This is a genomic window from Methylobacter svalbardensis, assembly GCF_037671525.1.
GTDB lineage: Bacteria > Pseudomonadota > Gammaproteobacteria > Methylococcales > Methylomonadaceae > Methylobacter_A > Methylobacter_A svalbardensis.
The window spans coordinates 24,791-43,528 of sequence record NZ_JAWPOH010000004.1; the positions used below are offsets into that span (position 1 = coordinate 24,791).

General features: G+C 50.9%; 11 protein-coding genes. 6 read left to right on the top strand and 5 right to left on the bottom strand.

Annotation, left to right across the window (positions count from 1 at the left end; translation table 11 throughout):
- Positions 1 to 74: 74 nt before the first annotated feature.
- From narH to RW114_RS02655, 3 genes are all read right to left on the bottom strand, one after another.
- Complete coding sequence (narH, locus tag RW114_RS02645; RefSeq protein WP_340121161.1) at positions 75 to 1,661, bottom strand: nitrate reductase subunit beta; 1,587 nt, start codon at positions 1,659 to 1,661, stop codon at positions 75 to 77.
- Entirely contained in the window at positions 1,661 to 5,419 is a 3,759-nt protein-coding gene (locus tag RW114_RS02650) for a nitrate reductase subunit alpha (protein WP_340121162.1), read from the bottom strand. The genes narH and RW114_RS02650 overlap by 1 nt, the downstream gene beginning before the upstream one ends.
- Before the next feature lie 89 nt (positions 5,420 to 5,508).
- Positions 5,509 to 8,184, bottom strand: coding sequence for a nitrate/nitrite transporter (locus RW114_RS02655; RefSeq protein ID WP_340121163.1), 2,676 nt, complete (start codon positions 8,182 to 8,184; stop codon positions 5,509 to 5,511).
- A gap of 636 nt (positions 8,185 to 8,820) precedes the next feature.
- Between RW114_RS02655 and RW114_RS02660 the strand changes: the two genes are divergently transcribed.
- The 4 genes from RW114_RS02660 to RW114_RS02675 all read left to right on the top strand — a co-directional run bounded on the left by RW114_RS02660 (position 8,821) and on the right by RW114_RS02675 (position 12,361).
- A complete protein-coding gene (locus RW114_RS02660; RefSeq protein WP_340121164.1) occupies positions 8,821 to 9,204 on the top strand; it encodes a response regulator transcription factor in 384 nt (127 codons plus the stop codon).
- Complete coding sequence (locus RW114_RS02665) at positions 9,201 to 9,815, top strand: chemotaxis protein CheX (RefSeq protein WP_340121165.1); 615 nt, start codon at positions 9,201 to 9,203, stop codon at positions 9,813 to 9,815. The genes RW114_RS02660 and RW114_RS02665 overlap by 4 nt, the downstream gene beginning before the upstream one ends.
- On the top strand, positions 9,812 to 10,789 hold the full coding sequence (locus tag RW114_RS02670) for a sensor domain-containing diguanylate cyclase (protein WP_340121166.1): 978 nt from the start codon (positions 9,812 to 9,814) through the stop codon (positions 10,787 to 10,789). Before RW114_RS02665 ends, RW114_RS02670 begins: the two co-directional genes overlap by 4 nt.
- A 114-nt stretch (positions 10,790 to 10,903) precedes the next feature.
- Entirely contained in the window at positions 10,904 to 12,361 is a 1,458-nt protein-coding gene (locus RW114_RS02675; protein ID WP_340121167.1) for a M48 family metalloprotease, read from the top strand.
- A 424-nt stretch (positions 12,362 to 12,785) separates the two neighbouring features.
- On the opposite strand, the gene RW114_RS02680 is transcribed toward RW114_RS02675, so the two are convergent.
- Positions 12,786 to 15,113, bottom strand: coding sequence for a TonB-dependent receptor (locus tag RW114_RS02680; protein WP_340121168.1), 2,328 nt, complete (start codon positions 15,111 to 15,113; stop codon positions 12,786 to 12,788).
- A gap of 220 nt (positions 15,114 to 15,333) precedes the next feature.
- On the opposite strand from RW114_RS02680, the gene RW114_RS02685 reads away from it, so the two are divergent.
- Together RW114_RS02685 and RW114_RS02690 are read left to right on the top strand one after the other, a co-directional pair.
- Entirely contained in the window at positions 15,334 to 16,284 is a 951-nt protein-coding gene (locus tag RW114_RS02685) for a ZIP family metal transporter (RefSeq protein ID WP_340121169.1), read from the top strand.
- Between the two features lie 69 nt (positions 16,285 to 16,353).
- Positions 16,354 to 17,061, top strand: a complete 708-nt coding sequence (locus tag RW114_RS02690) for a TMEM165/GDT1 family protein (protein ID WP_340121170.1) — start codon at positions 16,354 to 16,356, stop codon at positions 17,059 to 17,061.
- Positions 17,062 to 17,320: 259 nt separating this feature from the next.
- Here the strand turns inward: RW114_RS02690 and leuB are convergent, their stop codons facing one another.
- Positions 17,321 to 18,433 carry a 3-isopropylmalate dehydrogenase gene (gene leuB / locus RW114_RS02695; RefSeq protein WP_340121171.1) on the bottom strand — a complete coding sequence of 371 codons (1,113 nt, stop codon included), beginning with the start codon at positions 18,431 to 18,433 and terminating at the stop codon, positions 17,321 to 17,323.
- Positions 18,434 to 18,738: the final 305 nt, after the last annotated feature.

Below are 18,738 nucleotides of genomic sequence, written 5' to 3' on the forward strand. Positions count from 1 at the left end.
CCCACGCTCCAGCGTGGGAACGATATGAGGTGTTGGGTCGGAGAGACTACTTTTAATGTTTGCATACTAATTCCTTATTTTGCCGGTTCCACTTTAATCGGAATCTTGATCGGAATACCGCCGCCACGTTGCGGCTTCTTGTTGCCGCCGAACAGGTTGGTCTCATTGTTTCCGGTAGAACAGCCGCTGCCGAAACTGAATCCGCAGTCGCCTTGCTCGCCGTAAGCATCAAAAGTGGAACTGGCGTATTCGCGATGACTGCTTGGAATCACAAAACGGTCTTCGTAATTGGCAATCGCCATGTAGCGGTACATTTCCTCGACCTGCAACTGGGTCAAACCGACGCGCTCCAAGACTTCGGTATTAACCACGCCATCGACGGTAAGACTGCGCATGTAAGCCCGCATTGCCAGCATCCGTTCCAAACCCAACACCACGGGTTCTTCCTTGCCCGCTGTCAGTAAGTTGGCCAGATACTGCACCGGAATGCGCAGGGAGCGCACGTCGGGAATATCGCCATCCATGCCGATCTGGTCGTTTTCCGCGGCCGACTGTATCGGCGATAGCGGCGGTACATACCAGACCATAGGCAATGTGCGAAATTCCGGATGCAGCGGAAACGCGACTTTCCAGTCTATCGCCATTTTATAAACCGGCGATTCCTGCGCCGCTGTCAGCCAGGATTCGGGAATACCGCCTGCTCGCGCTTCCGCTATCACTGCTTCATCGAATGGATCGAGGAAAACATCCAGCTGTTGCTGGTACAAGTCCTGCTCGTTTTCGCAGCTGGCCGCGGCTTCGATACGGTCGGCGTCGTACAGCAACACGCCTAAATAACGAATCCGCCCGACGCAGGTTTCCGAGCAAACCGTAGGCTCCCCCGCTTCGATGCGCGGGTAGCAGAACGTGCATTTTTCCGATTTCCCCGTCTCCCAATTGTAGTAGATTTTTTTGTACGGGCACGCCGAAACGCACATCCGCCAGCCGCGGCATTTGTCCTGGTCGATCAACACAATGCCGTCTTCTTCGCGCTTGTAGATCGAGCCGCTGGGACAGGCCGCAACGCAGGTCGGGTTAAGGCAGTGTTCGCACAACCTCGGCAAATACATCATGAAGGTGTTTTCAAATTCACCGTACATGTCTTTCTGGATGTTGTCGAAGTTGATATCGCGCGAACGAGATGAAAACTCGGTACCCAGAATTTCTTCCCAGTTCGGGCCGCCTTCGATTTTTTCCATGCGCTCGCCGGTAATCAACGAATAAGGGCGCGCAGTTGGCGGGTTTTTCGATTCTTTGGCATTATGCAAATGCTGGTAATCGAAATCGAACGGTTCGTAATAATCGTCGATGGCAGGCAAATCAGGGTTTCCGAAAATATTGCGCAAGATCATACGCTTACTGCCTTGACGCGGTTCTATCTTGCCGTTGATTTTACGCACCCATCCGCCGTTCCATTTGTCCTGGTTTTCCCATTGCTGCGGAAACCCTATCCCCGGCTTGGTTTCGACATTGTTAAACCACGCATATTCAACCCCTTTGCGCGAGGTCCAGACGTTTTTACAGGTGATGGAGCAAGTGTGACAGCCGATACACTTGTCCAGATTTAACACCATGCCTATTTGTGCGCGAATATTGCGCGGTCTTTTCCTGGCATTAGTCATTACACTTCCTCCTGTTGATTCGCAGCTTGACCATCTTGATTGGGCTCGCTGGTTTCATCCAGCCAATCGACTTTGCTCATCTTGCGCACAATCACAAACTCATCCCGATTGGAGCCGACCGTGCCGTAATAGTTAAAGCCGTAACTCAGTTGGGCGTAACCGCCGATCATGTGCGTCGGTTTAAGCGTCGCCCGGGTAACCGAGTTATGAATGCCGCCGCGCCCGCCGGTCATTTCCGAACCCGGCACATTGACTGTTTTTTCCTGGGCGTGATACATCATGCACATGCCTTCGGGAACACGCTGACTGACGACCGCCCTGGCGACCAGCGCACCGTTGACGTTAAAGGCCTCTATCCAGTCGTTGTCCTTGATGCCGACTTTCGCCGCGTCAATCTCGCCCATCCACACGATCGGGCCCCCGCGCGACAAGGTCAGCATCAACAGATTGTCGGTATAGGTGCTGTGTATGCCCCATTTCTGGTGCGGTGTGATGAAATTCAATACCAGCTCGTCATTGCCGTTGGGCTTTTGTCCCAAAATCGGCGCGATGGAGCGGGTATCGACCGGCGGCTTGTAGACGCACAGAGTCTCGCCGAACGCCCGCATCCAGCTGTGATCCTGATAAAACTGCTGGCGGCCGGTCAGGGTGCGCCAGGGAATCCGCTCGTGTACGTTGGTGTAGCAGGCGTTATAACAGACTTGCTCGGATTCCAAGCCGCTCCAGGTCGGCGACGAGATAATCTTGCGCGGCTGCGCCTGTACATCGCGGAAGCGGATTTTATCGTCTTCACGCGGCAGAGCCAGATGAGTATGATCCCGTCCGGTGATTTTGCTTAAAGCTGCCCACGCTTTAACCGCGACATGACCATTGGTTTCGGGCGCCAGCATCAGGATCACTTCGGTCGCATCAATATCGGATTCGATACGCGGCAAGCCTTTGCTGATGCCTTCGTCAGTCACCAGTCGATTCAGTTCGCCCAGTTGCTTGACTTCGGTCTCGGTGTTCCAGGCGATACCTTTGCCGCCGTTGCCGACTTTGCTCATCAATGGCCCCAGCGAGGTGAACATTTTATAGGTGTTCGGGTAGTCACGCTCAACCACCACCAGCGTCGGCATGGTTTTACCGGGAACCGGGTCGCATTGCTTTTTCTTCCAGTCCTTGACCTCCAGAGGCTGAGCCAGCTCTGCCGGTGTGTCATGCAGAATCGGCACGGCGACAATATCTTTTTCCACGCCCAAATGCCCTACAGTTAATTCCGAGAATTTCTTGGCGATACCTTTGTAAATATCCCAATCGGAACGCGACTCCCAGGCGGGATCGACGGCCTTGGATAGCGGATGGATAAACGGGTGCATATCCGAGGTGTTCAGGTCATTTTTCTCGTACCAGGTTGCAGTCGGCAGAATAATGTCCGAATACAGACAGGTCGTGGACATCCGAAAATCCAAGGTGACCAGCAAATCGAGTTTGCCTTCTGCGGCGGTTTCATGCCATTCGACTTCCGAGGGTTTATCGGCGCTATCTCCCAAGTCTTTGCCCTGCAAACCGTGTTGCGTGCCCAGCAAATACTTCAGGAAATATTCATGGCCTTTGCCGGACGATCCCAGCAAATTGGAACGCCACACAAACATGTTGCGCGGAAAATTAAGCGGGTTGTCCGGGTCTTCGCAGGACATCTTCAACTTGCCGCTTTTGAGCGATTTGACGACGTATTCAATCGGGTCTTTTTTGGCTTTTTCCGCATCCCTGACCACCTGCAACGGATTGGTTTGCAATTGCGGCGCCGACGGTAACCAGCCCATGCGCTCGGAACGAACGTTAAAATCGATCAAGCTGCCTTGCCAGTCTTTGGGCTTGGCCAGCGGCGATAAAATCTCGCTGACTTTGAGTTTTTCGTAACGCCATTGGCTGGTGTGGTTGTAGAAAAACGAGGTGCTGTTCATCTGCCGGGGCGGACGCTTCCAATCCAGACCGAACGCCAGCGGCAGCCAGCCGGTTTGCGGACGCAGTTTTTCCTGTCCGACATAATGCGCCCAACCGCCACCGGACTGTCCGACGCAGCCGCACAGCATCAGCATATTCATGATGCCGCGGTAATTCATGTCCATGTGGTACCAATGGTTGATACCCGCGCCCAGAATCACCATCGAGCGACCCCGGGTTTTTTCGGCGTTTCTCGCAAATTCCCGCGCCACCGCGATCACATTTTTTCGGGTAACGCCGGTGATTTTTTCCTGCCAAGCCGGGGTATAAGGGAAATCTTCATCGTAAGAGCTGGCGACATTGCCGCCGCCCAATCCCCGATCTATGCCGTAGTTGGCAACCAGCAGATCGAACACCGTCGTCGCCAATACTTCGGTGCCGTCGGCCAGGGTGATTTTTTTGACCGGGACGTTGCGCCGTTGAATCGCATCATGGGCGGAATGGGTAAAATGCGGATGTTCGGAGCCGCCGAAATAAGGGAAGCCGACGCCGGCGACATCATCCTTAATATCGATCAAGCTCAAGCGTAAGCGCACTTCCTGATTGTCTGCGGTTTTTTGTTCGATGTTCCAATGCCCGCTTTCGCCCCAACGGAAACCGATGGAACCGCAAGGCGGAACGATGTGGCCGTTGATTTCATCGTAGGCGACCGTTTTCCAGTCGGGGTTGTTGTCCTGGCCCAGCTGGCCTAAAAAGTCCGAGGCCCTGAAGAAACGGTCCTGCACATAACAGCCGTCCTGTTCTTTCAGCATGACCAGAAACGGCAAGTCGGTATTTTCGCGCACATACTGGTTGAAATAAGGGCTTTGGCGCTCGACATGGAATTCCTTCAATATCACATGACCTATCGCCATCGCCAGCGCGGCATCGGTGCCTTGTTTGGGATGCAGCCATAAATCGGCGAATTTGCTGGCCTCCGAATAATCGGGACTGACGACCACGACTTTCGCGCCTTTATAACGCGCCTCGGTCATGAAATGGGCATCGGGGGTGCGGGTTTGCGGCACGTTCGAGCCCCACAGCATCAAAAATCCGGCGTTATACCAGTCGGCCGATTCGGGCACGTCGGTTTGCTCGCCCCAGGTTTGCGGCGACGCCGGCGGCAAATCGCAGTACCAGTCGTAAAAACTCATGCTGACGCCGCCGATCAGCGACAGGTATCGGCTACCGGCCGCATAAGACACCATCGACATGGCCGGGATCGGCGAAAAACCGATAATCCGGTCGGGGCCGAAGGTTTTTGCGGTGTAAATATTGGCCGCCGCGATGATCTCGTTGACTTCTTCCCAATTGGCGCGGACCAAACCGCCCAAGCCGCGTATCGACTTGTATTCTGCCGTTTTAGCCGGATCTTCGACTATCGACGCCCAAGCATCAACCGGGTCTAAAGTCAGCCTGGCTTCCCGCCACAACCTGACCAAGCGGCCGCGTATCAGCGGATATTTAAGCCGGTTGGCGCTGTACAAATACCAGGAATAACTGGCGCCGCGAGGACAGCCGCGCGGCTCGTGGTTGGGCAGGTCGGGACGGGTTCGCGGGTAATCGGTTTGCTGGGTTTCCCAGGTTACCAGGCCGTTTTTAACGTAGATCTTCCAGCTGCAAGAACCGGTACAATTAACGCCGTGCGTGGAGCGCACGATTTTATCGTGCTGCCAGCGCGATCGATAGCTATTCTCCCAGCTTCGGTCTTCATTGGTCACCACGCCGTGATTGCCGGAAAAGGTATCTACTTTTTTCTTGAAGAAAAGTAAGCGGTCCAGGAAATGGCTCATAAGATTTACCTATTATTGTAGGGGCAATCCCTTGTGGTTGCCCTTAGTGTTTATCGTTCCCACGCTCTGCGTGGGAACGATAGAATTCATCAACAAGGCATAGCCGCCGTTTTACGTGCGTAATTCCACCAGGTAATACCTATACATACCAGATAAAAAGCCATAAAACAATATAACGCCGCATCAGGCGTGCCGGTCATGCTGATCGCCGTGCCGTAACTCTTGGGGATAAAAAATGCGCCGTAAGCTGCAATCGCCGAGCTGAAACCCAGCACCGCCGCCGCTTCTTTTGCCGCATCTTTTTTGGCTTTGGCAATCGCTTCTTCGCTCTGTCCTTTGGCTGCACATAAACGCTCAGTCATAAAGATAACCGGAATCATCCGAAAGGTAGAACCGTTACCGATGCCTGTGGTGATAAACAACAGCATGAACATCGCCAGAAAGCCCCAGAAATCGCCGGCATTACCGGCCGAAGGCATAAAATGCAGCACGCCGAACACCGCGACTATCATGATCACGAAATTCCATAGCGTCACTCTGGCACCGCCCAGCTTGTCCGCCAGCCAACCGCCGACCGGCCTGATTAATGCGCCAACCAGCGGCCCCAAGAAGGCGTATTGCATCGGGTTAACCTCGGGGAACAGGATTTTAATCAGCATCGGAAAACCGGCCGCATAGCCGATAAACGAGCCGAATGTTCCGGTATAAAGCCAGCACATCAGCCAGTTATGTTTGCGCTTAAAAATGACCGACTGCTCTTTGAAGGAGGCTTTGGCGGAAGCAATATCATTCATGCCGAACCACGCCGCGATACTGGTTGCGATGATAAACGGCACCCAGATAAAACCGGCGTTTTGCAACCAGATGGATTTGGTCACCGCGCCCTTAACCCACTCTTGCGGCTCGCCGCCCAGCGAACCAAACACGCCCGCCGCGATAACCAGCGGCACCACAAACTGCACGGTACTGACGCCCAAGTTGCCTAAACCGGCATTCAAGCCCAAGGCCGTGCCTTTTTGCGATTGGGGATAGAAAAAGCTGATATTGGCCATGCTGGACGCAAAATTACCGCCGCCGAAACCGCATAACAAGGCCAAGACCACCATTAATACATAAGGCGTTTCAGGATTTTGCACCGCAAAACCTATCCATAAGGACGGCAACAGCAACGAAGCGGTACTGATCGTCGTCCAGCGACGGCCGCCAAAAATCGGCACCATAAACGAGTAGAAAATACGTAAAGTCGCCCCGGACAATCCCGGCAAGGCCGCCAACCAGAACAGTTCGTTGGTGGTGTATTTAAAACCGATACTAGGCAGGTTAATCACCACGACGCTCCATACCATCCACACCGCAAAAGCCAGCAGCAAGGCGGGGATGCTGATCCACAGGTTACGTGCAGCGATACGCTTACCGGTCTTTTCCCAAAAATCCTGGTCTTCAGGATTCCAATCGGTCAGCACCAGCGGTGCCGGATGACTCAACTCATGCAGGTCTTTGGATATTTTGGCCAGTTCGGGTACGACGCGGCGTTCCATCCGCACAATGGAAAAATGCATCCAGGTCAGCGCGATCGCCATCAATACGAACAGCAACATGAAGCAGCTGCTCCAGATGCCGGTCAAATCGTTCAACATACCGAAAGTCAGCGGCAACAAGAATCCGCCCAGACCGCCGATCATGCCCACAGCGCCGCCGACAGCACCGACGTTATCGGGATAATAAACCGGGATATGTTTGTATACCGCCGCCTTGCCGAACGACATGAACAGACCCAGCACCGAGACCAGGAAAATAAAGCCCATCGGTTGAAGCGCCAGACTAAAGGCAATGTCGCCCTTGCTGCCGTGCACGATGTAATCCGTAGGGGGATAGGACAGGAAAAATGTACAAATAGAGGCGACAATAAACGTCCAGTACATCAACAACCGCGCGCCGTAACGGTCGGACAACCAGCCGCCCAGTGCGCGAAACAGGCTGGCAAAAATGGAATACGCCGCAGCCAGCATACCCGCCGACTTAATATCAAAACCGTATGCGCCGACCAGATAGCGAGGCAACCACAACGCCAAGGCGACAAAAGCGCCGAATACGCAGAAGTAATACAGCGAAAACCGCCAGACCCGCATATCCTTCAGCGGCTCCAGTTGCTTTAAAAACGAATCAGGCTTGCTGCCGGACTCGCGGCGCTGTTTAAGCATCGGTTCGTCTTCAGTGACAAACCAGAAAAGGACCGCCAGCAGCAGCAAAGCTGCCGCCCAGATTTGTGCTACGGCATGCCATCCGAATGCGACCATCACAAAAGGCGCGACGAATTTGGTCACCGCCGCGCCGACGTTGCCGAGCCCGAAAATACCTAACGCCGTGCCTTGCCTCTCTTTAGGATACCAGCGCGAAACATAGGCGATGCCCACCGCAAACGAACCGCCGGCGACGCCGATACCGAGCGCCGTCACCAGAAACATCGTATACGTTTCAACAATGGTCAACAGGAAGGTGGCAATAGCCGCCGTCACCATCACCAGCAGGTAAACGATACGGCCGCCGTACTGATCGCTCCAGATGCCCAGCATCAGCCGGATTAGCGAGCCTGAAAGTATCGGCGTGCCGACCAGCAAGCCGAATTCGGTCTCGCTTAGCTGCAGGTCTTTCTGAATTTGCAAACCGATGATCGAAAAGATGGTCCACACCGCAAAGCAGGCGGTGAATGCCACGGTGCTCGCGGTAAGAGCGCGTTTTTGGCGGGAGGAATTAATGTCAAACACGGTGTTTTCACTCTTTTGTTATTATTGTTATCCGCTCGTACATTATCATGAAACGCGTGACATACGCACCCAATTAGGTTTACCGACGATACCGGACCGATACCTTCTCTACCGATACTGAAAAAGTCTGGTACAAGACAACATCAATTTCTAATCCCCCAACAATTTGCGCTTGGAGTAACGATTTTTCTCATTACTAATTGATGTTGCGCACTGTCCACGAAAAGCACGAAAGCCACGAAAAAATGTAAAGCCCTATATTCCTCGACTTACGGTGTAATGCCAAATTATTCATTCATATCAATGTGACTGAAACTGGCATTCATGCCGACATAACGATACTAGCCAAGGTTCATTGTAATCAGGATGCATTTTCGACATGCTTCTATGTACCCGTTTGTTTTTCGTGCTTTTTGTGTTTTTCGTGCTTTTTGTGTTTTTCGTGGACTACGATTTTTTATAGGTACGCCGCGCGTAACATCAGTTACTAATTCGGTTACAACATCAGCTCTCAAAGGCTATTCCCATCCAATAAAAAAAACTTTATATCTTGAGCACCCAACCATGAATTGCTACGCGCGCCACTCACTTTTAATGTAGAATATCGCAAATTTAAATTCAGAAAAAAAACCAATCATGCCTGTGGACAGTCCAACAAAAAAGCTTTTGATCGTCGATGACAGCAAGGTATCCAGAATGTTAATCCGCACACATATTCTGGCTCAACGCCCGGAATGGATCATCTCTGAAGCCGTCTGCGGCGAAGACTCTATTGCACTTGTTGCTAATGACCTGCCTGACTACTGCACCATGGACATCAACATGCCGGGCATCTCAGGAACCGACGCCGCAGAGCAAATACTAGCCAAACATCCGTCGGTAAAAGTTGTTATTTTCTCGGCAAACATTCAAGAAGCACACCAGGAACGCGCCCGCTCACTTGGCACGATATTGGTCGCAAAACCGGTTACAGAAAAATCGATTGCCTTGGCGTTAGCTTATCTTACAAATCCTAAATGAACAGCCTCAGCGAACTTCATCTTGATGCTCTCGCAGAAGTATTCAGTATCGGCGCAGGTCGTGCTGCATTAAGTCTGAGCGAGATTGTCGGCGACGAAGTGCGTATTTCCGTGCCCTCGGTACAACTCATAAACTCAAATGATATAAGTTCGGCAACATTATCACTGAAAAGCGGCCGATTCGGCGCGGTAAGCCAGCACTTTAGCGGCCCATTTAATGCAGAAGCCGTGCTTTTATTTACCGAAGAACAGGCCTTAAAAATCGTTAGCGATATGATGGGCTCGCAAATAAGCCTTGAAGAACTCGCAGAGTTCGAGCACGAAGCCATGTGCGAATTAGGCAATATCATCTTGAACGCTTGCCTGTCCGCGATGGCCGACATACTCAACTTCACACTGGAAAGTTCCTTACCCAGTTACAGAGTAGCATCAGCCGATGACATATTAGCGCGACTCAAGAAGAATACTAATCAACCGTATATTATGATTCTGCATATCGACCTAGCCATTGAAAATCAAAGCACGGCTGGCAATCTGGTCTTCCTGTTAAGCTCCGCGTCTTTGACCAATCTTGTTACCCATGTCGATCAATTCCTTGGCAGCACTTCATGAATACAATCGACACAAGACGTTTTGGTGTGGACGATATATCCAATGCAATTAACCTCGGGTTAATTGTTGTTGATGCCGACGGCCAGATATTGCTCTGGAATAACTGGATCGCCAAACATAGCGGCATTAACGAAGCAGACGCCCTTAATCGGCAACTTGAACAGGTGTTTTCAGAGTCTATGTCACCCACATTCCTGACCGCACTCAAAAACACCCTGACGCACAGACTGCCCGTGGTTTTGTCCACTGCCCTGCACCGCACACCACTGCCTCTGTACAACGCATCCGAAACCAATCAACAGCAAACCAGGATGTACCAATCGATCACCATCATGCCCATTCAGTCACAGCTGAATGAATCATGCTGTCTCATTCAAGTAACGGATTCCAGCACTTCAATCAAGCGCGAAAAAATGCTGCGCTCTCATTCGGAAATCCTGAAGAAAGAAGCAACAACAGACAGTTTGACTGACATCTGCAATCGCAGATTCTTCGATGCGCATTACGAAATAGCCGTAGCCGATGCAAAAAGACAAAAACACTGTCTATCCATTTTCATGATCGACATCGATTTTTTTAAAGCCTATAACGATTATTACGGGCACATAGCCGGCGATAATGCAATAAGGCTAGTTGCAGAGGCATTAAAATTGCAACTCTCACGCGCCACCGACATCGTTGCCCGTTATGGAGGCGAAGAATTCGTTCTGGTAATGCCCTATTTACCCGAAAAAACCGCCGAACAATTTGCAGAAAAACTGAGAAAAGCTGTTTTTAATTTGGCAATACCGCATATAAACTCAGGCCCATTTAATCGGATAACCATCAGCGTCGGCGTTTGCACCGGCATTCCGGAAAATGACGATAACCCGCTAAATAAAGCTGACGCAGCCCTTTATCAAGCCAAACAAAAAGGGCGCAACCAGTTTATTTCCCTCCCGCTTTGCGAAACCGAAGAATATCTGGAACAATAGACCTATCTTGCATCACATCCGCCAGAAAAAACCCAAGATCATAAACCGGACGATATGATCATTGAGCAACCAATAATCCGCTTGAAAACCGGCTAACAAATTCAGTCCTACGGTATGAAATTCAAACTTTCCGCTATTACCCTGGCTTTAAGCCTGGTTCTCTTCCCTGCCTCGCAGCAGGCCGACCCGATCAGCAAAATCGAATTGCCTGACATGGGCGATTCTTCCGGCACCCTGATCTCACCCGCCGAAGAAAAAGAATTCGGCGAAGCATTTTTCCGCAGCCTGCACTCGCAAATCGCCATCAATCAGGATGCCGAAATCCAGCAATACATTCAGACGATTGGTGAAAGACTGGTCTTCAATAGCGACGCGCCGGGCAACCCATTCCATTTCTTCGTGGTTATGGAAAATGACATTAACGCTTTTGCGGGGCCGGGCGGTTATATTGGCGTAAATTCCGGATTAATTTTAATCACCGAAGCCGAAAGTGAATTAGCCTCGGTGATGGCGCACGAAATTGCCCATGTTACCCAGCGCCATTTGTACCGCGCTTATGAGGCCGCCAGTCGTTTATCGATCCCTACCGCCGCCGCAACCTTGGCCGCGATTTTATTGGGCACCCAATCCCCCGCATTGGGCCAAGCAGCCATCATCGCCATTCAAGCCGGTAACGTTCAGTTTCAGATCGATTTTACTCGCGAAAACGAGGCAGAGGCAGACCGGGTAGGCATGCAGACCTTGGCCGGTTCCCAATTCGACCCGCGCAGCATGCCCACTTTTTTCGAACGCTTGCAGCAATCCAGTCGCTATTACGGCCAGAATATTCCCGAGTTTTTAAGAACTCACCCGGTTACCGCCTCGCGTATTTCCGACACCCGGGGACGCGCCGAAACCTATCCCTACAAACAATATCCCGACTCACTCGGCTATCAGTTAACCAAAGCAAAAATCCGGGTGTTAACCAGCACTGACAATGCCGATACGCTTAAATATTTTCAATCCAGATTGAATCAAGGAACGACCGAACAACGCGCCGTTACTCGCTATGGACTTGGGATGAGCGCACTTAACTCGCAAAAATTCAATGAAGCGGAGAGTATTTTCCAACAACTGAGCACAGAATACCCCAACCAGCCGCAATACGTAACCGCACTTGCCCACACAGCACTGGATGCCAAAAATTACAGCACGGCGCTGGCCCGATATAAAAAACTGACCGAGCGATTTCCGGGTAACGAAGCCATTAAGCTCGAATACATTACCGCTCTACTCAAAGCCGGCAATCCCGAATTGGCACGGAAAAATTTATTTCAGTTACAGCCTAAAACCCAGCGCCTGCCGATTTATTCGCAATTGCTGGCCCAAGTTTATAGCGATTTAAATCAACCGGCCGAATCGCATCGTTATCTTGCAGAATACTACTATGCGACCGGGCAAACCAAAAATGCGATCCTGCAAATAAAACTGGCACAAAAATCGAAAGGCCTTAATTTCCAACTCTCCTCCATCCTCAATGAACAACTTAACTTCTTTATCAACCAGGAAGAAGAAGCCAGACGTGACCGGTAAAAACCTGAATGCTACCTGAATAAAAAGGCACCACTTGCCTGCCATTTCGTATATTAGAATACTTTAAAATATTGTAATTAACTGTATTTATTAATAATTTCATAACATCCAATATTTTTCCCGGCAAACTTTATTTTTAAATAGACAAAGAAGATGCATTTGAATAGAATTCCCCCAGCTTAACGGAGTAAGCCCGGTTTAATTACCGACTAAGAGGGGGAAATTAGTCTTTTAGACTAGCTGATAATAATAATAAAATAAGTGTCACTGCTTGGGTCGAGTTGTAAAAACAACAACTAAATAACAATAATAACAGCACTCAACACGCCCGCTTCATGCGGGCTTTTTATTGGCAAAAAAAGGCAAAGGACGAAAGGCGCAAGACGAAAAAACATCTTTCACCTTTTCACACTTCGCCTTTCGTCTACAGACTCAAGCGCACCCCAATCCAGCCTGCCCTTGGCGCACCGGGCGACACAAACCGGTTATTGTCAAATTGCGGAAATACCTCATTGGCCTGCCCGTAAACGCCAAAAGAGTTATAGTTCTTGTCGAAAATATTATCGACCTTGCCGAATACCGCAAAATTCTTGGTCACCTTGTATTCCGCCTTGGCATTAAATACCCAGTAACCGGCCAGCGGCGCAGTCACATTGGCCTCGTCCCCCCTGAAAACCTTGTTGCCGCTGTAGATGCCGTCGATACCCAACGATACGCGCTGCCATAAATCGACACCCACAGCAGCCTTATAGATATGCTCGGGGATGCCTGGAATTCTGTCGCCCTTGCCAACAGCAATCGCCTCGTCAGTATTCAGCGGGTTCTGGATATCAAAATCATCCATAAACCGGGCATTCAAATAGGTATAGTTGGTCGAAAAATGCCAGTCATCAATGCTGCTGAACAGCTGCGGATAGTTGGCCGTTGTCCCCGCTTCTATGCCGTAGCGGCGGGTCTTGCCCACATTATCGAAATAACCCTGGCTGATAAGACCGCTGGAGGCATCGCGGCGAAAAATAATATCATTGTGATTGATCGTGTTGAAATAACCCAGGTTCCATTTCAAATCCCCGTTGCCTAACAGCTCATCCAGATCACCCCTGACCCCGCCTTCCCAGGTTTTGGCAACCACCTGTTCCAGCGGCGGATCGGCCACAAACGAGTTGGGCAATTTACACGGAGCCGTCGGATCGGCACAGCTTAATTCCATCGGCGAAGGCGCACGGGCCGACTCGCTGTAGCTGCCGTACACGTTCAGATTATCCCTGATTTGATAAGTCAATCCGGCAGAAGGATTAAGCCGCTCAAAGGTATGCGAACCGTCCAGGGTTTTTGCAGGATCTTTTATATACTTATCCTCCATATTGATATGACTGTAGTTATAACGCCCGGCGATAGTCGCCGTTAGCTCATCGGTAATGGAAAAACTGTCGGTCAGAAATACGCCCACCGTAGAGGTATTGGTATGCAAACGAACCCTGGATTCGTCGATAAGAATTCCGCTTTGCGTGGTGCCCCGGGTATCGGTCAGCGAACCAAGCTCGGTGTCCGAAGCGAAATGGGTCTCGGCATAATCGTAACTGGTGCCCACCGTCAGGTTGTTCTCATGCTTGAACAAATCCCGGGCGAACACCGTCTGCAAGGTGCCGCCACGGCTGCGCATCTGAGTTTGACTGGTGTTGTTGGTTGCGCCTTCCACCGCGTCGCTGGCAAACACATTATTACCGTTCACATCGACAGCAACTTCTTCATCATCAGCGCCCGAGTTTGCGCACAAGAACCCCGCATTTCCAGACAGTTCGCAGGCATCAAAATCGCTGTTATCGCCATTAAAAGTCCTGATGCGGTTCTGCCTGAAATAGCCATTACCGCTGACTTCAATATCATCAGCCAGATCATAACTGCCCGCCAATTCGGAAAAGAACATCCGGGTAACGGTCTGGTCGGGGTGGGTGAATACCGCCGCCCGGTCTTGTTGCTGCAACTGGACCGGCGCGGCGCCATTGCCGCGCATGTTATTATCATTGCCGCCCAAGGTTAGGTCTAACGAACCCTTATCGCCGCGCCAGCTCAAGGTGCCGAATGCCTGATCGGCCTTGGTCGGCGAAAAATCCCGCCAGCCGTCTTCCTCAAAGTGATGCAGGTCTAGAAAATAGCCCCAGGTACCGTTATTCCAGCCGCTGCTTAATTCTTCCGAATGTCTGCCCCAGGAACCGCCGTAAGCTTCCAGTTCATGCTTGGGCGCCGAAAACCCGGTTTTGGTCTTGATCGATATGGCTCCGCCCAGACTGTTCAAGCCGTAAACCGGGTTAGATCCCGGATACAAAGCCATCGACTCAATCGCCCCTTCGGGGATCAAATCCCAATTAACCGTATCGCCAAACGGTTCGTTAAAGCGGACGCCGTTAACATAGGTCGATAAGCCTTGCGGCAAACCGAGCAGCGGTGAAGCGACAAAACCGCGATAAGAAATGTCCGGCTGTAACGGGTTATTCTGCGCTTCGTTAATATGCACGCTGCCCAAATAGCGGTTTATATAATCGGCCAGGCTAATGCTTTGGGCTTTTTCCAGCTGCTCGGCAGTAACGGTTTGAATATTGGCCGGTATTTTATTGGCCGCTACCCCGGAACCCTGTAACGGCGTAACGCCGACTACGTCGATAATGCCCAGATCCTGCGGCTGATCTTTGGCCGACACGGCGCTGGCCGCCGTCAGGCTCAGTCCGAGTATTGTGTAGGTCAGTTTTTTCATTGTTACCCTTAAATTTACCTTGTTAGTTTTAATTTTTGTAACGCATCATAGTCAAATCAACGCACACTCACCAGAGAGCCGCCGATAAAAGGAAATATTCCCAAACACCCCGCATGGTCACTAAACCTCTGGGCTCACTACAAACAAACCCAAGTTGTGGGGTATTTGGTTATAATGCCTCGCGCACATCCCAAAACAAAAGCCGATACAGGTAAATCTTATGACCTTAACCACAAAGACTGTAAATCAATGGCAACGCTATTTTGAAAATCAAGTAGCCGCGATAAAATCCAGCGAAAACTATCAAAAACTGCTGGCTATGCCGCCGCTCAAACGTTGGGCGACCGTGGCGGGATTATTCCTGTTATCACAGCTAATCGTATTTGGCAGCTTGTATTTGATTTTCGGCCGGGTTGTGGTTATCGGTTTTTTTGCCAGTATTTTAGCCGGACTGGCTACCGGCCTTGGCGCCTTACCGGCCCTGTTTTTCAAAGACATATCCAAAAACCTGTTCAACAGCATGCTCGGTGCCGCCGCCGGCGTGATGCTGGCAGCGACCGCATTTTCCCTGCTGGTTCCCGGCATGGCCTACGGCAATCAAATCTGGCCAGGAAAAGGCATATACATCGTGTCCCTGGGCATGTTGGTCGGCGCCCTGTTTTTGCATTATGCCGACCGCCAACTGCCGCATGTGCATTTCGATTCCGTTTCCGATGTTCATCTGAGTTCCCTGAAAAAAGTCTGGCTGTTCATCATTGCGATCACCATCCATAACTTTCCTGAAGGCATGTCGGTCGGCGTCAGCTTTGGTTCCGGGGAAATGAAAAACGGCGTGGTTCTGGCTATTGCGATAGCCCTGCAAAATATACCCGAAGGTTTGGCCGTCGCCCTGCCCCTGGTCGGACTGGGTTACAACAAGTGGCGAGCCGTGGGTATTGCCACGCTAACCGGCCTGGTGGAACCGGTGGGCGGCCTGCTGGGCATCACCATGGTTACCGTGTTCGAACCCATCCTGCCGGTAGCCATGGGCTTTGCCGCCGGCGCCATGCTCTTTGTGATCAGCGAAGAGATTATTCCCGAAACCCATTCCGATGGTCGTTCGCGTTATGCTACCTTTGCCTTAATGATCGGCTTCATTATTATGATGACCCTGGACAACATGCTGGGCTAATACCCTACCTATCCACGCCGTTGCAGGGTGCTCTGTAGGCGCCTTGCTACGGCGGACACAGGAAACAAAATGGATCAACTTCAAAGCTACTTACAACATTTTCTAACATCACTGAGTACAGCACATATTTTTCAAAGCCTTCAAGGCTCTTTCCACCAAGCGCTATCGTTACTGAGCGCCGACAACTTTAGCGAAATTTCAGCCACGGCGGCGACCAGCTTTGTGCTGATTGCAGCCGCCGAAATTGGCGACAAAAGCCAACTAGTGTGCATGACGCTAGCATCCCGACACAGAGCCATGCCGATTTTACTGGGCGCTATTTCGGCTTTTGCCTTTTTAAACACCCTTGCCGTTGTTTTTGGCGTTGCCATTGCCAGCTGGTTACCGGAATATATTGTCGCGACTATCGTCGCCGTCCTGTTTGCCGCGTTCGGCATTCATTCCTTGCGGATAGAATCTGAAGATGAAAATGTGGAGGTTAAGGAAAAAAGCGGTCATGGTATTTTCTTCACCACTTTTTTACTGATTACCGTGGCTGAATTCGGCGACAAAACCCAGCTGGCGGTCGTCGGCTTAAGCAGCACCGCAGCACCTGTTGCCGTATGGTTCGGTTCGACAATCGCACTCGCCTCAACCTCCGCCCTGGGAATTCTGGCCGGGCGCACTATTTTGAAAAAAGTTCCGCTCATATTGCTGCACAAGATCAGCGGGACTATCTTTCTGATGCTGTCCGTTATTGCTGCTTACCGGGCTTATGTCGGTTACATAGCGCTGTAGGCATAGCACCGCAGGTTGGGTTAGGCGGTAACGGTAGCCGTAACCCAACATTTGCCTTGAATATTGCTGGGTTACCCTATCGAGACATTGTGAAAGTATTCGATATAGAAGAAATAATCATGAAGCACATGAAGAGCATGAAGATTTAATCCACTGATTAACTTGGTCTTTTCTTCATATCCTTCATGAACCTCATGGTTAATAGTGCTTTTTATGCCGCACTCATTCATTCTTTCACAGTCTCTATCGCCAACCCAACCTACGCCGGCACCCTTGGCATCTGTCTCAGCTTTTCAACAACCTTGTCACCGAACTGTTCGGTGCTGATCATCTTAACGCCGCTGCCCGGCTTGGACAGGTCTGCGGTTGAGTAGCCGTCGCCGAATACGCCTTGCATCGCATCCCAGACATTCTTGGCTTCTGCGGCCATATCGAAGCTGTTTTCCAGCATCATCGCAACCGAACCGATCATCGAATAAGGATTGGCGATATTTTTCCCGGCGATGTCCGGTGCGGAGCCATGCGACGGCTCATAGTAGGCTTTTTCATCGCCAATACAGGCAGACGGCATCAAGCCCAGAGAACCTAACAGGCCGCCACCCTGATCGCTGAGGATGTCGCCAAACATGTTTTCCATGACCATTACGTCATACTGGGTCGGCTTTAGACACAGGTTGGTCGCGGCAGAATCCACCAGCTGATGAATCACTTCCACGTCGGGATAGTCTTTAGCCACTTCATCGAGTATTTCATTCCACAAGACGCTGGATTTCAGCACATTACTTTTATGAATGTTGTGCAGCACTTTCTTGCGTTTTTGGGCGAGTTTGAATGCCTGATGCAAGATTTGGCTGATTTGCTGTTCATCGTATTCCAGGGTTTCTTTGACATAACGTAAGCCCTGCTCGTTAATGCCGGTTTCCTTAGCTCCGAAATACAGACCGCCGACCAGCTCCCTAACTATCATTATATCAATGCCCTCGCCGATGATTTCCGGCTTTAGCGGCGAAAAATGCGCCAGGGCTTTGGGCAAAAAAACCGGCCGAAAGTTTGCGTAGGTGTTGTAACGACGACGTAGCGGCAGCAGCGCACCGCGTTCAGGCTGTTTATCAATAGGAATGGTTTTGGATTGCTCATGGCTCAAACCAATCGGGCCTTTAAGAATGGCATCGGCCTGGTCGCAAATATCGATAGTCGATTGCGGAAAGGCATCGCCAAATTCGAAGTAGGCGCAGGCACCGAAAGCGGCCGGCATCAGCTCGAACGAAACATCGTTACGCTCTTCAACAAGCTTAAGAACTTTGATGGCTTCCCGAGTAATTTCCGGGCCGATACCGTCACCGGCTAGCACTGCGATTTTATAATTCTTCATGTATACCTTTGCTGTCTGCGTATTTCTACGGAGTAATATTTTAAAAAGCGGTTATTTTACTTTATTTCTAACGGCTCAGCAGTTAGAAAATCAGAACACGGTGACACCGATTTGGCTGATAAACGCCGATATGCCTATCCCCGCTTCACAGCTCAAACGCTCCAGTACCGTGCCGGAGCGTTTAAGTCAGGTTTTTTGGTCATTTGACACGAATAGTTTACCCAAGTCGATGTATCTGGGGCGATGCTTTTTTGCCCTAGCTCATTCTAGGTAATCGCGCTTATTGATTGCAGAAGCCAAGCTCT